The sequence below is a fragment of the Pseudoxanthomonas sp. X-1 genome, assembly GCF_020042665.1.
GTDB classification, from domain to species: domain Bacteria; phylum Pseudomonadota; class Gammaproteobacteria; order Xanthomonadales; family Xanthomonadaceae; genus Pseudoxanthomonas_A; species Pseudoxanthomonas_A spadix_A.
The window spans coordinates 1,756,681-1,770,495 of record NZ_CP083376.1; the positions used below are offsets into that span (position 1 = coordinate 1,756,681).

Here is a 13,815-nt window from a genome sequence, read left to right on the forward strand (position 1 = left end):
CCCCGCGTTTGCGGGCGCGGTGATCGGCTTCGGTGCAGGCCGGCGAAACGCGGAGCCAGCATCACGGTGGAATGAAAAAGCCGGCGCGTGGCCGGCCAGGTGCGGTGCGGAACCCTGGAGCGGTCAGTCGCGGTCGTCGCGTGACCACACGCCGCCGTGTTCGACCTTGACCGGGAACTTGGGCACCGGCGCATAGGCCGGCCCGCACAGCGGCACGCCTTCGCGGATATCGAAGCGCGCGCCGTGCAGCACGCACTCGATGCTGCCGGTCTCGGCGTCGAAGGTGCCCGCCGCCGACAGCTCGAATTCGGCATGGCTGCAGCGGTCCTCGAGCGCGTAGAGATCGCCGTCCAGGTTGAACACCACGATCGGCGTGCCGGTGACCTCGTCGAAGCCGCTGCGCATCTCGCCCGGCAGCAGCTCCTCGGTGGCGCAGATGAAGGTCCAGGTCTCGCTCACAACGCCTTCTCCAGCACCTCGAAGCGCAGGTCGTCGCGCAGCGGAGTGCCGAAGCGCGCATCGCCGTAGGGGAAGGGCTTGAAGGTGCCGGTACGCACGTAGCCGCGGCGTTCGTAGAAGGCGATCAGGCTTTCGCGCACATCGATCACCGTCATGCGCATCACCTCCACGCCCAGCTCTTCGCGGGCGATGCGCTCGGCCTCGACCATCACATCCTTGCCGATGCCGGCGCCCTGCAGGGTGGGGCGCACCGAGAACATGCCGAAGTAGCCGGCATCGCCCTCGCGCGCCACGTGCGCGCAGGCCACCAGCGTGTCGTCGCGATAGGCCAGCAGTACGCGGCTGTCGGCGCGGCTGAGGTCGTGGGCCAGCACGTCCCGGTCGATGCGCTGGCCGTCCAGCAGGTCGGCCTCGGTGGTCCAGCCGGCGCGGCTGGCCTGCCCGCGATAGGCCGAGGTCACCAGTGCGGTGATCGCCTCGATGTCGTCCAGGGTGGCGTTACGGAAGGTCAGCGTGGTCATCGGCCCATTGTAAAAGGCCGGCGGCTTCGTGGGAGCCGCCATGGCGGCGATGGGGCTCTACCGGTGAAGCCCCTCGCCGCCCTGGCGGCTCCCACCGTCAGCCCAGCAGCGTGCGGGCCTTCTTCAGCGCGGCCACGAAGGCTTCGATCTCTTCGTGGGTGTTGTAGAAGGCCAGCGAGGCGCGCAGCGTGGCCGCCACGCCGAAGTACTGCAGCAGCGGGTGGGCGCAGTGCTGGCCCGAGCGCACGGCGACGCCTTCCAGGTCCAGCAGCGTGGCCAGGTCGTGCGCGTGGGCGCCGTCGATCAGGAACGACACCACCGCGGCCTTGTCCGGCGCGGTGCCGAAGATGCGCAGGCCGTCGATGCGCTGCAGTTCCTCGGTCAGATGCGCCAGCAGCTGCGCCTCGCGCGCGCGGATCGCGGCCATGCCGACGCCGTCCAGGTAATCCAGCGCCGCGCCCAGGCCGACGAAGCCGGCGATGTTGGGCGTGCCGGCCTCGAACTTGTGCGGCACGTCGTTGAAGGTGGTCTTCTCGAAGCTGACCTCCTTGATCATTTCGCCGCCGCCGATGAAGGGCGGCATGGCTTCCAGCAGCTCCCGGCGCGCCCACAGCGCGCCGGTGCCGGTGGGACCGCAGATCTTGTGGCCGGTGACCGCATAGAAGTCGCAGCCGATCGAGGCCACGTCCAGCGGCATGTGCGGCGCGGCCTGCGAGCCATCCACCACCGTGACGATGCCGGCCTTGCGCGCGGCCCTGCAGATCTCGCGCACCGGGTTGACCGTGCCAAGCACGTTGGACACGTGGGCCACCGCCAGCAGCTTCACCTGCGGGGTCATGGCCTTGTAGAGCGCGTCCAGGTCCAGCTGTCCATCGGGCAGGATCTCGGCCACCTGGATCGTCGCGCCGGTGCGCTGGGCGATCAGCTGCCACGGCACGATGTTGGCGTGGTGCTCCATGCGCGAGACCAGGATCACATCGCCGGCCCTGAGCGTGGGCAGCGCCCAGGAGTACGCCACCAGGTTGAGGGCGAAGGTGGTGCCGCTGCACAGGATCAGCTCGTCGCCACGCACGCCCAGGAAGCGCGCCAGCGTCCTGCGTGCGCCCTCGTAGGCGTCGGTCGCCTCGGTGCCCAGCGCGTGCACCGCGCGGCTGACGTTGGCGTTCTGCCGGCGGTAGAAGCCGTCCACCGCGGCGATCACTTCCACCGGCTTCTGCGCGGTGTTGGCGTTGTCGAAATAGATCAGCGGCTTGTCGTTGACCGCTCGCGTCAGCAGCGGGAAGTCCATGCGGACGCGGTCCCAGTCCACGCCCTGAGCCTGGCCGGACTCTTCCGGACGCACGCCGGCGCTGCCGCTGTTCTCGTGCATGCTCATGCCGCGCCCGCCTGGCGCAGCGCCAGATCGAGGAGGCCGGTCAGCTGGCCGATCAGGGCATCGTCCTCGAGCACGGCCAGCGGCTCGCGGCAGAACGCGGCGGTCAGCAGGCGTTGCGCGTCGGCCTGCGGCAGGCCGCGCGAGCGCAGGTAGAACAGCGCATTGGCGTCGAGCCGGCCCACGGTGGCGCCATGCGCGGCCTGCACTTCGTCGGCATGGATCTCCAGCACCGGCTGGGTGTCGATCTCGGCGGTGTCGGACAGCAGCAGGTTCTTGTTGGACAGGCGTGCGTCAGTGCCGTCGGCGCCTTCGCGGATCAGGATGCCGCCATGGAAAACGGCCCGGCCGCGGCCGGCGCCCAGCCCGCGCCAGGTCAGGCCGCAGCTGGTATCGCGCGCGATGTGGTCGATGCCCAGCCGCGTATCGACGTGGCGGCGTCCGCCGGCGAGCAGCACGCCGTTGGCGTCCAGGCGCGCGTTGTCGCCTTCCAGGCGCACGTTGAGCTCGTGCCGCGACAGCGCGGCGCCCAGCTCCAGGTCCACGCGCGTGTAGCGCGCATCGCGCGCCAGGACCGCGTCGGTGCGCAGCAGGCTGGTGGCCTTGTCCGCTTCGTGCTGGGCACGGGCATGGACCAGCTGTGCGCCCTGCGCCAGATGGACATGGGTCAGCGCATTGGCCAGGTGCGCGTGTTCGCCGGCGGCCAGGTGGTGTTCGACCACGCGCAGGCGCGCGCCGGCGCGCAGTTCGATCAGGTTGCGCAGGTGCCAGGCGCGGTCGGCGTGCGCGTGACCCGCAGGCGCCCGCCCATCCGCGTGCGGACTGTCTGCGTCCGCCGCGCCGATGAAGACCAGCTGCAGCGCGGTGTCCGCCTGCACGCCGGCCTCGACGCGCAGCAGCACGCCTTCGCTGGCCAGCGCGGCGTTGAGCCGGGCGAAGACCTCGTCGTTGCGCTCGAAGCGGCGCGCCAGGAAGCGCGCGGCATCGCTGCCCTCGGCCAGCGCTTCGGACAGGCGCTGCGCGCTGACGCCTTCGTCCAGACCCGACAGATCGGACAGCGCCTGGGCATGGCGGCCGTTGACGAACACCAGGCGCGGGGCGGGAATGTGCGCCAGCAGCGCGGCATCGACCCGCGGCGCGGCGTCCACAGGCGCGAAGCTGCGGCGCTCCAGCGCCCGCAGCGAGGTGTACTTCCAGGCCTCGTCGCGCTGGCTCGGCAGGCCGGCGGCCAGGGCGTCGTCCAGCACCGCGCGGCGCGTGGCATCGCCCTCGAAGGCGGACGCCAGGGAGTCCAGCAGCGTGCTCATGCCGCCGCTTCCGGCGCCACGCGGTCCTTCAGCCAGGCGTAGCCGTGGGCTTCCAGCTCCAGCGCCAGCTCCGGCCCGCCGGTCTGCACGATCCTGCCGTCGGCCAGCACATGCACCACGTCGGGCTTGATGTAGTCCAGCAGGCGCTGGTAGTGGGTGATGACCAGGAACGAGCGCCCGGCGCTGCGCAGCGCGTTGACGCCCTCGGCCACGGCCTTGAGCGCGTCGATGTCCAGGCCCGAGTCGGTCTCGTCCAGGATCGCCAGCTTCGGCTCGAGCACTGCCAGCTGGAAGATCTCGTTGCGCTTCTTCTCACCGCCGGAGAAGCCCTCGTTGACGCCACGATGCAGCAGCTCGTCCTTCAGGTGCAGCACCGCCAGCTTCTCGCGCACCAGCTTGAGGAACTGCATGGAATCCAGCTCGGATTCGCCGCGCGCCTTGCGCTGGGCATTGAGCGCGGCGCGCAGGAAGTAGGTGTTGTTCACGCCCGGGATCTCGACCGGGTATTGGAAGGCCAGGAACACGCCGGCCGCGGCACGCTCCTCCGGTTCCAGCGCCAGCAGGTCGGCGCCCTCGAACTGCACGCTGCCTTCGGTGACCTCGTAGCCCTCGCGGCCGGCCAGGATGTTGCCCAGCGTGGACTTGCCCGCGCCGTTGGGGCCCATGATGGCGTGCACCTGGCCCGGCTTCACCTCCAGCGAGAGGCCTTTGAGGATGTCCTTGCCGGCGACGGCGGCGTGGAGGTTGTCGATCTTGAGCATGGGATTGGGGATTCGGGATTGGGGATTCGTAAATGCGGAAGGCAGGCGGAATGCGGGGGAGCGGGAGGCGATCGCCGATCCCGAATCTCCAATCCCGAATCCCGGCCCGACGAGCGTCAGCCCACCGAGCCTTCCAGCGACACTTCCAGCAGCTTCTTGGCTTCCACGGCGAACTCCATGGGCAGCTCGCGGAAGACCTGCTTGCAGAAGCCGTCGACGATCATCGACACGGCGTCTTCCTCGCTGATGCCGCGGGCGCGGCAATAGAACAGCTGGTCGTCGCTGATCTTGGAGGTGGTGGCCTCGTGCTCGACGGTGGCGCCGGGGTTCTTCACCTCGATGTAGGGGAAGGTGTGGGCGCCGCACTGCTTGCCGATCAGCAGGCTGTCGCACTGGGTGTAGTTGCGCGCGCCCTCGGCCGAGCGGTCCACGCGCACCAGGCCGCGGTAGGTGTTCTGGCCACGGCCGGCGCTGATGCCCTTGGAGACGATCTTGGACTTGGTGTTGCGGCCCACGTGGATCATCTTGGTGCCGGTGTCGGCCTGCTGGCGATGGTGGGTCAGCGCGACCGAATGGAACTCGCCCACCGAGTCGTCGCCCAGCAGCACGCAGGAGGGGTACTTCCAGGTGATGGCCGAACCGGTCTCCACCTGCGTCCAGGTCACCTTGCTGCGTGCGCCGCGGCACTCGGCGCGCTTGGTCACGAAGTTGTAGATGCCGCCGCGGCCCTGCTCGTCGCCCGGATACCAGTTCTGCACGGTCGAATACTTGATCTCCGCGTCTTCCAGCGCGACCAGCTCGACCACCGCGGCGTGCAGCTGGTTCTCATCGCGCATCGGCGCGGTGCAGCCTTCCAGATAGGAGACGTAGGCCTTGTCCTCGCACACGATCAGGGTGCGCTCGAACTGCCCGGTGTGCCCGGCGTTGATGCGGAAGTAGGTGCTCAGCTCCATCGGGCAGCGCACGCCCCTGGGAATGAACACGAAGCTGCCGTCGGAGAACACCGCCGAGTTCAGCGCGGCGAAGTAGTTGTCGCCGACCGGCACGACCGAGCCCAGGTACTGCTTGACCAGCTCCGGGTGCTCCTTGATGGCCTCGGACATCGAACAGAAGATGATGCCCTTCTCGGCCAGCTCCTTGCGGAAGGTGGTGCCGACCGAGACCGAGTCGAACACCGCGTCCACCGCCACGCCGGCCAGCTTGGCGCGCTCGTGCAGCGGCACGCCCAGCTTGTCGTAGGTGTCGAGCAGCTCCTGGGGCACCTCGTCCAGCGACTTGTACTTGGGGCCCTTGGGCGCGGAGTAGTAGCTCAGCGCCTGGAAGTCGATCGGGGCGATCTTCAGCTTGGCCCAATGCGGCACCGGCATGGTCAGCCAGTGGCGATAGGCGGCCAGCCGCCACTCGGTCATCCACTGCGGCTCGTCCTTCTTGGCCGACAGCGCGCGGACGATGTCCTCGCTCAGGCCGGGCGGCAGCGAGTCGGACTCGATCTCGGTGATGAAGCCGGCCTCGTAGCGGCGGCCGAGCTGTTCGACGATCTCGGCGTTGCGGGCGGGGGCGGGAACCTGGGTTGCTTCGGTGGCCATGGGGGCTGCCTACAGTTCAGTTGTCCACGCGCACGGCGATGGGGCGGCGGCGCGTATCGGGAGCGGGGGAGGGGGCGGCCGGCTGCAGCATCTGCGCCAGCGTCATGCCGCGCAGCGCGTCGGCCACCACGTCGTTGATCAGCCGCCAGTTGGCGCGCACGCCGCAACGCTGGGCGATGCCGCACTGGCTGTCGTGCTGGCTGCACTCGGTGATCGCCAGCGGCCCTTCCATGGCCTCGATGATCTGCACCAGGCTGATCTCGCTGGCCGCATGCGCCAGCCGGTAGCCGCCGTGCACCCCGCGCAGGCCTTCGACCAGCCCGGCCTGGGCCAGCGGCTTGAGCACCTTGCTGACGGTGGTGGCTTCCAGGCCCGAGGCCTCGGCCAGTTCTGTGGCGCTGAGCACTTCGCCGCTGCGGTTGGCCAGGACGGTCAACAGGACGGTGGCGTAATCGGTGAGCTTTGTGACGCGCAGCATGGTGGCGGGGCGCCCACGGAGGGGCGGCGGCTGAAATTGGACCGAAATTGTACGCTTTCCCGCCGTGCGACTCAAACCCCTTGAACGCGCGAGCCAATGGGCGCGTACAGCTAGGCTGCACCATGGCAACCGGGCGGTCCGGGGCCGCCGCCCCGTCAATGCCGGAGCCTCAGCGCCTGGCGGCGCTCCGCCCGCCCGCCCAGAGCGAGGCCTTGCGGCAGATGGATCAGGACGTGTTCCGACTCGAAGGCAGCGCGCCGCGCCTTGCCCTCTTCCTTTCGCCGCAGGGGGAAGGGGAGGGCCGGGGCGGGGTGCCCTTGTTCCTGCTTTGCTGGCTTGACCGGTAGAGCACCGACTCCTCTCCCGATCGCTCGCCGCGATTTCGAGCTCCCTGCGCTGCGCGCAGAGGGGTCTCAAGTCGATGACCTCCCGTCACAAATCGCTTTGTGCATAAGAGAAGGATTGGCACGACCCCGTAAACCGAAGTCCTGAGACCTGACGCGTGAGGCAGCGGGTCGGCGGGCAGTGGCCGCGCCAAGCGAGGCAGGAAGCCGAGCGCCCGACTCAGGGCAGGATGCCCTAATGGAGGGAAAAGCGGCCAGTGCCCGCCGGCCCGCTGCCTTCCCGAAGGAGCGCGCGCACTCACGCACCGTCTTGATCAGAAGAAGAACCAGTGCAACACCTTCGCCGTCTTGGCAAAGGGAGACACCTTCGTGTCCCGGGACGTCCGCACGAAAGTCGCTGGGTTCCGGCGGTCGCGGGAACGACGAGCGTGGGCTCGGCGGCGATGCTTGCAAGGGCGTCGTACTGGCGGGTGGAGGCCATCCCGATCAGCGCCGCTGTGCAGGCGCTCAACATGCAGTGGCACGAAGCGCGGCGCGAGGCCACAATGCGGGACGACCTTCTTCATGGATGCCTCGATGCCGCGCAAGATCGCCACCCGCAAGTCCGCCATCCATGGCAACGGCATGTTCGCCGTGGCCCCGATCAAGAAGGGAGAGCGGCTGATCGAGTACCGCGGCGAACTGCGCACGCACGCCCAGGTGGATGCCGACGAAGGCGGCGATGTCGAGAGCGGCCATACCTTCCTGTTCACGCTCAACGATGAATACGTCATCGACGGCGCCCGCCACGGCAACAGCGCCCGCTGGATCAACCACAGCTGCAATCCCAACTGCGAAGCCCTGATCGAAGAGGCCGAGGGCGATGACCGCACCAAGGACAAGGTGTTCATCGAGGCCATCCGCGCCATCAAGCCCGGCGAAGAGCTGACCTACAACTACGGCATCACCCTGGCCGAGCGGCACACGCCGCGGCTGAAGAAGATCTGGGCCTGCCGCTGCGGCTCGAAGAACTGCACCGGGACCATGCTCCAGCCCAAGCGCTGAGGCAATCCGCGCGGTCGCGAACGGCCGCGCGAGGCGGCGCCCGCGACGCGCCATGGCCGTGGATGCGCGCGGCGGACAAAAGGTTGCAATGACCAATGCCAGTCGGCACGCGCCGACAAGCTTCCCAACATACGCACCCGAAGGCGGCCATCGGCCCCCTCAGGCTCAGAAGGAAGCAGGACCATGCGTGGCTCGGTATTGGCGACAAGCGTGTCGATGGCGTTGGCGGTGCCCGCCGGCGCGGTGGAAGTTGACGGCCGGATCGATCCGGCCGAATGGGCCGGCGCCCAGCACATCACCGACTTCCGCCAGGTGCAGCCCCTGACCGGGGCACCGGGCAGCCAGCCCACCGAGGCCTGGATCCTGGCCACCCCCGAAGGCCTGGCGGTGGCGGTGCGCGCGGTGCAGCCGCCCGGCGTGCCGCGCACCCTGCAGAAGGTGCGGCGCGACTTCAAGGACCAGGTCGACCGGGTCAACCTGATGGTGGACTTCGACGGCGACGGGCGCACCGGCTACAACTTCGTTGTCTCCTCCACCGACGGCATCAACGACGCCGTGGTCACCAACGAGAACCACTTCAACACCGACTGGGACGGGCACTGGCAGCATGCGGTCAGCGCGGACGAGCAGGGCTGGTCGGTGGAGATGCTGATCCCCTGGTACATCGCGCCGATGCACAAGGCCAGCGGCGGCACCCGGCGCATGAAGCTGTACCTGGACCGCGTGATCGGCGCCACCGGCGAACGCGCCGCCTGGCCGGTGGCCAGCTTCGAGCGACCGCGCTTCCTGTCCGATTTCGCGGTGGTGGACGTCACCGACTACCAGCAGTCGCTGCTGGCCGTGACCCCATACGTCTCCGGCCTGTACGACAACGTGCACGGCGGCACCGAGGTGCAGGGCGGAGTGGACGTGTTCTGGAAGCCCAGCGGCCAGTTCCAGCTGACCGCCACCGTCAACCCGGACTTCGGCCAGGTCGAAAGCGACGACCTGGTGGTCAACTTCGACGCCACCGAGACCTACGTCAGCGACAAGCGCCCGTTCTTCACCGAGAACCAGGGGCTGTTCGAGTTCACCACGCCGTCCGATTTCAGCCAGCTGCTGTACACCCGGCGTATCGGCGGGCCTTCCGACGACGGGCGCGGCGCGGCCGACATCAACGCCGCGGTCAAGGTCAACGGCAGCCTGGGCGCGACCAAGTACGGCGTGTTCGTGGCCGAGGAGGACGGCGAGGCCGGGCGCAGCTTCCGCGCCTTGCGGCTGGTGCGCGACTTCAGCACGCAGAATCTGGGCCTGATGCTGACCCAGGTCGAGCGCCCGTGGCTGGACCGCGAAGCGACCGTGCTGGGCGTGGACCACAACTGGCGGCCCAACGAGCGCTGGAACGTGCGCACGCGCCTGCTCGGCAGCCAGATCCGGCAGGCCGGGCAGACCACGCGCGACAGCGGCGGCACGCTCTGGGCGGATTACGAGATGGACCATGGCTGGCGCCAGCAGTGGATCGCCATGCACTTCGGCAGCGAGCTGCAGCTCAACGACGCCGGCTACCTGTCGCAGAACAGCCTCAACTACGGTCACTGGGAGGTGCGCAAGCGCTTCCCCGAGCAGCCGGCGCAGTCGCGCTATGCCTCCAAGGACTGGCGCTGGCGCATCAGCCAGGTCAACAATGACCACGGCGAGATGCTCGACCGGCAGCTGCGCATCAGCCGTCAGGGCGAACTGCGCGACGGCAGCGAGGAGTTCATGCAGGTCAACTTCAACGATGCCGGCGTGGACGATCTGCTTACCCGCGGCCATGGCTCGGTGCGGCAACCGTTCAATACCCAGCTGGTCTACGAGTACAGCCGTCCGCGCAAGGGGCGCTGGGCGCACGAGGTGGAGCTGTGGGCGCGGCGAGGCAGCATCGGCGATGCCGGCGCGGTCAGCTACAGCGCGGAGTACACGGCGACCTATTTCGTCAACGATGATTTCAGCGTCTACCTGGGCGGCTATGCGGACCATTCGCCGGCATGGTCGATCTGGCAGCGCGACAACCTGGTCGGCCTGTACGACGGCCGCGAATGGCACCTCAACGCCGGCCTGACCTGGAACCTGGCCAACCGCCAGGAGCTGCGCGTGAAGCTGCAGGCGCTGGCCATCCAGGCCGACGCCGAGAGCGCCTACCGCGTGCTGGCCAGTACGCGGCCGCTGCGCACCGGCGAGGCGGTGCCGGACTTCAGCGTGCGCAACCTGGGCTTCCAGGTGCGCTACCGCTACGAGGTCGCGCCGATGTCGGACCTGTACGTGGTCTACGCGCGCGGCGGCTATCAGGAAACCGACCGCAGCGATCCGGTCGGCCGCCTGCTGGGCGATGCCCTGCGCCTGCGCGAGGACGAGCAGCTGCTAGTGAAGTTCAGCTACCGCTTCACCCTCTAGCCGCAAAGCGGGCCCGGACACATCGCCCTTTTCGACCCACGCTGAAGGCCCGCGCCTGCGGCACACTGGCGCCCCCCTTTCGCTGCGAGGATGCCCCGTGACCCAGTCCCTCCAAGGCCAGGTGGCCGTCATCACCGGCGCGGCCAGCGGCATCGGCAAGGCCCTAGCGCAGACTCTGGCCCAGGCCGGGGCCAGCGTCGCCATTGCCGATCTCGACCAGGCCGGCGCCGAGGCGACTGCCGCGCGGATCCAGGCCGATGGCGGTCGTGCGCTCGGGGTGGCGATGGATGTCACCGACGAGGCGGCGGTCAACGCCGGCATCGCCCACGTCGCGCAGGCCCTGGGACCGGTGGACATCCTGGTCGCCAACGCCGGCGTGCAGATCGTGCATCCGATCCAGGACTTCCCCTTCGCCGACTGGAAGAAGCTGCTGGCCATCCATCTGGACGGCGCCTTCCTGACCACCAAGGCGGTGCTGCCGGGCATGTATGCGCGCAAACGCGGCACGGTGATCTACATGGGCTCGGCCCACTCGCACGAGGCCTCGCCGCTGAAGTCGGCCTACGTCACCGCCAAGCATGGCCTGCTGGGCCTGTCGCGCACGCTGGCCAAGGAGGGCGGGCCGCACGGCGTGCGCAGCCATGTGATCTGCCCGGGCTTCGTGCGCACGCCGCTGGTCGAGAAGCAGATTCCGGAACAGGCCGCCAGCCTGGGCATCAGTGAGGAGGAAGTGATCAAGCGCGTGATGCTGGGCAATACCGTCGATGCCACCTTCACCACGGTCGAGGACGTGGCGGCGATGGTGAAGTTCCTGTGCGAGTATCCGAGCAATGCGCTGACCGGACAAAGCTTCCTGGTCAGTCATGGCTGGCACATGAGCTGAATGCGGCGCGTGTTCGCGTCGCGTCGAGACATCGCGACCGGGAGACGACGGGCCTCGAATGGCGCCGCGCAGAAGATGGGGCTTCTTTCTTCAACGGAGCCCCGCTCATGACCACGCTCACTGGCAAGACCATCGCCGTGCTGGCGACCGATGGATTCGAACAGTCCGAACTCACCGAGCCCAAGCGCCGCCTGGAGGAAATGGGCGCCAAGGTCGAGGTGATCTCGCTCAAGGGCAAGGACAGCATCCGCGGCTGGGACCAGAAGGACTGGGGGGATTCGGTCAAGGTCGACAAGCAGCTCGACCAGGCCAAGCCGGCCGACTACGACGCGCTGGTGCTGCCCGGTGGCGTGATCAATCCCGACACGCTGCGCCGCGAGTCGTCCGCGCTGGACTTCATCAAGGCCGTGGCCGCCGACGACAAGCCGGTGGCGGCGATCTGCCATGGCCCCTGGCTGCTGGCGGAGACCGGGCTTGCCAAGGGCCGCACGCTGACTTCGTGGAGTTCGCTCAAGACCGACCTGTCCAATGCCGGCGGCACCTGGGAAGACCGCGAGGTGGTGGTCGACGGCAACATCATCACCAGCCGCAATCCCGACGATATCCCCGCTTTCAGCAAGGCGATTGCGGAAGCGCTGGCAAGTTGACTTCGTTCGGCGTCAAGAGACATGGTGCGGCCTGCGAGCCGCATCCTGTGGGAGCCGTCATGGCGGCGATGAGGCTTTCCCGATAAAGCCCATCGCCGCCCTGGCGGCTCCCACGATTCACTTCGGTGCAGCCGATCAGCGCGTGGCCTCGGTGGCAGACGGCTCGTAGCCTTCCAGATCGGCCGAATCCAGGTGCCAGGCCCGATCCTTCGCTGGTGCACCATCCGCCATCACCGCACGCAAGGTGAAGCTGCCTTTGTAATGACGCGTACTGCCGTCGGCCTGCAATGCGGACAGGTCGACCGGCACCTGGATGTAGCGCGAGCCGGCCGCCCCTTCGGCATCGAAGGCCTGGCCGACACGCGCTTCGACATGGCGCGTCTTTGCATAGCCCTTGGCAAAGACGTCGAAGGGCTGCCGGCTGGCCGCACCGTCCCGGCCCCAGAGCGCGTAGGCTGCGGCGTAGTCGCCTGCGTTGATGGCCGCGTAATAGCGGCGCACCGTGTCCTGTGCACTTTCGGCCGTCGGCTCGGCGGGGATGGCGGCTTCCGCTGCCTGCATCGGTGGCGGTTCCGCCAGCGCGTCTTCGGTCTGCGAGTCGGCCGGCGCCAATGCCGGCGGCGTGGCGGGCGTCGGTGCGCTTGTCGCGGGAGACGCGTCGCCAGCGTGGGTCTGCTGATCTTGGCCTTGGCCGCAGGCCGCGAGCGTCGCCGCTCCCGCCGCGACCAGGCCGAACATCAGGATGCGGACACGTGTCGGGTCAGGGCGCATCGCTCAGGTCCGGCATGCCCACGGGCTGGTCGAACTGCACCACGATGCGGCCGTCGCGCACGCGAGCGGACTGCACGCGCACGTCGCCGAAGCTGGCCAGCAACTTGGGATCCAGCCGGTAAAGCGGCTCGCTGCGCGCATAGTCCTGCAGGAACAGGCTGACCAGCTGGCGATCGCGCTCGTGCAGTTCGCCGCCGTCGGTGGCGGCCACGCGATCCACGGTGGGCGCGTCCAGATACAGCGTCATCGCCTGCGGGTCATAGCGCAGGCCGCTGCTCAGCCACACCCGGCCCAGCGGATTGCCGCTGGCGCTGGCGTCGAACTGCATCTGGACCCGGTCGCTGCCCGGCGGGATGCGCAGCTGCGGATTGCTGGCGGTCATCGAGACCAGCCCGCCCAGCGCCTGGAAATCGCGCGGAAACTCGTGCGCAAGATAACCCTGCACCTGGTCGGCGCTGACCGACAGTTCGTTGGAGGGCGCCTGACTCGAGGACTGCGCCTGCGCCCAGGCCGCGGCGGTGACCGGTGCGATCACCAAGGCCGTGGCGACGAGGGCGGCGCGCATGCGGTGGGCGAGGAAAGCCTGCATGGAAACGTCCGTGAAGGAGGGCTGGACTGCAGCCACACCTTAAGCACGACGGGTGAACCTGGCCTCAATCGAGCTGGGGCCGCACCGAGGCGCTGGACAGCTCCCAGCCATCGTTGCCGACCTTGCGCCGCAGGCGATACCAGCCGCTCCAGGCCTGCACGTGGCCCTGTGCGTCGCTGGCCTGCAGGCGCACCGGGATCTCCAGGCTGCGCCAGGGATACTCGTTCGGGTCCAGCGGCTCGGGCGCCTCGGTGTTGATGCGCATGCTGTGCGGGCCGAGCGCGCGCAGCGCGGCATCGTCGGGTACCGGGGCGGGCCTGCCGCCCACCCACCGCGCGTTGGCCTGGTCCAGCCGGCCCGAGGCGAGATCGCCCAGGTAGGCGTGGAGCGCGCCGGCCGCTTCGAGCAGGCTGGCCTGTTGCTGCGCATCAAGCGCCTGGCGCCTGGCCAGCGCGGCCCGATCCTCCGTCTGTGCGCCACGCTCGCTGGCCGCGGGCAACGTCGCGGTTGCGCTTACATCGGCCTGCGGCTCGGGTTTGCGGCTGCACGAGCAGTTGCCCAGCAGCAGACACAGCAGCAGGAGCAGCGGCAGGCGCATGGCGGGTCGGCGTGTGGCGTTGGCGCGCAGTGTACGCGCGGAC

At 68.9% G+C, this 13,815-nt stretch carries 14 protein-coding genes; 4 read left to right on the forward strand and 10 right to left on the reverse strand.

The genetic code is table 11. The annotated features are described in order from the left end of the window. Window positions 1-123 precede the first annotated feature (123 nt). The 7 genes from LAJ50_RS07860 to LAJ50_RS07890 all read right to left on the reverse strand — a co-directional run bounded on the left by LAJ50_RS07860 (window position 124) and on the right by LAJ50_RS07890 (window position 6,484). On the reverse strand, window positions 124-459 hold the full coding sequence (locus tag LAJ50_RS07860) for a non-heme iron oxygenase ferredoxin subunit (protein ID WP_138652749.1): 336 nt from the start codon (window positions 457-459) through the stop codon (window positions 124-126). Then, window positions 456-980 carry a GNAT family N-acetyltransferase gene (locus LAJ50_RS07865; protein WP_138652751.1) on the reverse strand — a complete coding sequence of 175 codons (525 nt, stop codon included), beginning with the start codon at window positions 978-980 and terminating at the stop codon, window positions 456-458. Before LAJ50_RS07865 ends, LAJ50_RS07860 begins: the two co-directional genes overlap by 4 nt. Before the next feature lie 97 nt (window positions 981-1,077). Next, on the reverse strand, window positions 1,078-2,268 hold the full coding sequence (locus tag LAJ50_RS07870; RefSeq protein ID WP_224096557.1) for a cysteine desulfurase: 1,191 nt from the start codon (window positions 2,266-2,268) through the stop codon (window positions 1,078-1,080). 83 nt (window positions 2,269-2,351) lie between these two features. Further along, on the reverse strand, window positions 2,352-3,659 hold the full coding sequence (gene sufD / locus LAJ50_RS07875) for a Fe-S cluster assembly protein SufD (RefSeq protein ID WP_138652753.1): 1,308 nt from the start codon (window positions 3,657-3,659) through the stop codon (window positions 2,352-2,354). Next, the gene (sufC, locus tag LAJ50_RS07880; protein ID WP_130520927.1) at window positions 3,656-4,420 is read right to left on the reverse strand and encodes a Fe-S cluster assembly ATPase SufC; all 765 of its coding nucleotides are present in this window, start codon (window positions 4,418-4,420) and stop codon (window positions 3,656-3,658) included. The genes sufD and sufC overlap by 4 nt, the downstream gene beginning before the upstream one ends. 116 nt (window positions 4,421-4,536) lie before the next feature. After that, window positions 4,537-6,006: a Fe-S cluster assembly protein SufB gene (gene sufB / locus LAJ50_RS07885; protein ID WP_138652755.1), complete on the reverse strand. Its 1,470-nt coding sequence runs from the start codon at window positions 6,004-6,006 to the stop codon at window positions 4,537-4,539. Between the two features lie 16 nt (window positions 6,007-6,022). Next, window positions 6,023-6,484, reverse strand: coding sequence for an SUF system Fe-S cluster assembly regulator (locus LAJ50_RS07890; protein WP_138652757.1), 462 nt, complete (start codon window positions 6,482-6,484; stop codon window positions 6,023-6,025). A gap of 920 nt (window positions 6,485-7,404) precedes the next feature. On the opposite strand from LAJ50_RS07890, the gene LAJ50_RS07895 reads away from it, so the two are divergent. The 4 genes from LAJ50_RS07895 (at window position 7,405) to LAJ50_RS07910 (ending at window position 11,814) form a co-directional block, all read left to right on the forward strand. Then, entirely contained in the window at window positions 7,405-7,872 is a 468-nt protein-coding gene (locus tag LAJ50_RS07895) for an SET domain-containing protein-lysine N-methyltransferase (RefSeq protein WP_130551876.1), read from the forward strand. Between the two features lie 183 nt (window positions 7,873-8,055). Beyond that, window positions 8,056-10,284, forward strand: a complete 2,229-nt coding sequence (locus tag LAJ50_RS07900; RefSeq protein ID WP_138652759.1) for a DUF5916 domain-containing protein — start codon at window positions 8,056-8,058, stop codon at window positions 10,282-10,284. 97 nt (window positions 10,285-10,381) lie between these two features. After that, window positions 10,382-11,167, forward strand: a complete 786-nt coding sequence (locus tag LAJ50_RS07905) for a 3-hydroxybutyrate dehydrogenase (RefSeq protein ID WP_130551878.1) — start codon at window positions 10,382-10,384, stop codon at window positions 11,165-11,167. Window positions 11,168-11,274: 107 nt separating this feature from the next. Continuing rightward, window positions 11,275-11,814 carry a type 1 glutamine amidotransferase domain-containing protein gene (locus tag LAJ50_RS07910; RefSeq protein WP_130551879.1) on the forward strand — a complete coding sequence of 180 codons (540 nt, stop codon included), beginning with the start codon at window positions 11,275-11,277 and terminating at the stop codon, window positions 11,812-11,814. Between the two features lie 135 nt (window positions 11,815-11,949). Here the strand turns inward: LAJ50_RS07910 and LAJ50_RS07915 are convergent, their stop codons facing one another. From LAJ50_RS07915 to LAJ50_RS07925, 3 genes are all read right to left on the reverse strand, one after another. Next, a complete protein-coding gene (locus LAJ50_RS07915) occupies window positions 11,950-12,552 on the reverse strand; it encodes a hypothetical protein (protein WP_138652761.1) in 603 nt (200 codons plus the stop codon). A 22-nt stretch (window positions 12,553-12,574) separates the two neighbouring features. Beyond that, window positions 12,575-13,174 (reverse strand): DUF1439 domain-containing protein, encoded by a 600-nt coding sequence (locus tag LAJ50_RS07920; RefSeq protein ID WP_130551881.1) that lies wholly within the window; start codon window positions 13,172-13,174, stop codon window positions 12,575-12,577. Between the two features lie 64 nt (window positions 13,175-13,238). Continuing rightward, window positions 13,239-13,772, reverse strand: coding sequence for a hypothetical protein (locus LAJ50_RS07925; protein ID WP_138652763.1), 534 nt, complete (start codon window positions 13,770-13,772; stop codon window positions 13,239-13,241). Window positions 13,773-13,815: the final 43 nt, after the last annotated feature.

Coding starts and splice junctions, on each gene's coding strand:
- LAJ50_RS07870 (WP_224096557.1), bottom strand. CDS start 2,268: ATGGACTTCCCGCTGCTGACGCGAGCGGTCAACGACAAGCCGCTGATC.
- sufD (WP_138652753.1), bottom strand. CDS start 3,659: ATGAGCACGCTGCTGGACTCCCTGGCGTCCGCCTTCGAGGGCGATGCC.
- LAJ50_RS07865 (WP_138652751.1), bottom strand. CDS start 980: ATGACCACGCTGACCTTCCGTAACGCCACCCTGGACGACATCGAGGCG.
- LAJ50_RS07920 (WP_130551881.1), bottom strand. CDS start 13,174: ATGCAGGCTTTCCTCGCCCACCGCATGCGCGCCGCCCTCGTCGCCACG.
- LAJ50_RS07890 (WP_138652757.1), bottom strand. CDS start 6,484: ATGCTGCGCGTCACAAAGCTCACCGATTACGCCACCGTCCTGTTGACC.
- sufB (WP_138652755.1), bottom strand. CDS start 6,006: ATGGCCACCGAAGCAACCCAGGTTCCCGCCCCCGCCCGCAACGCCGAG.
- LAJ50_RS07925 (WP_138652763.1), bottom strand. CDS start 13,772: ATGCGCCTGCCGCTGCTCCTGCTGCTGTGTCTGCTGCTGGGCAACTGC.
- sufC (WP_130520927.1), bottom strand. CDS start 4,420: ATGCTCAAGATCGACAACCTCCACGCCGCCGTCGCCGGCAAGGACATC.
- LAJ50_RS07915 (WP_138652761.1), bottom strand. CDS start 12,552: ATGTTCGGCCTGGTCGCGGCGGGAGCGGCGACGCTCGCGGCCTGCGGC.
- LAJ50_RS07900 (WP_138652759.1), top strand. CDS start 8,056: ATGCGTGGCTCGGTATTGGCGACAAGCGTGTCGATGGCGTTGGCGGTG.
- LAJ50_RS07910 (WP_130551879.1), top strand. CDS start 11,275: ATGACCACGCTCACTGGCAAGACCATCGCCGTGCTGGCGACCGATGGA.
- LAJ50_RS07895 (WP_130551876.1), top strand. CDS start 7,405: ATGCCGCGCAAGATCGCCACCCGCAAGTCCGCCATCCATGGCAACGGC.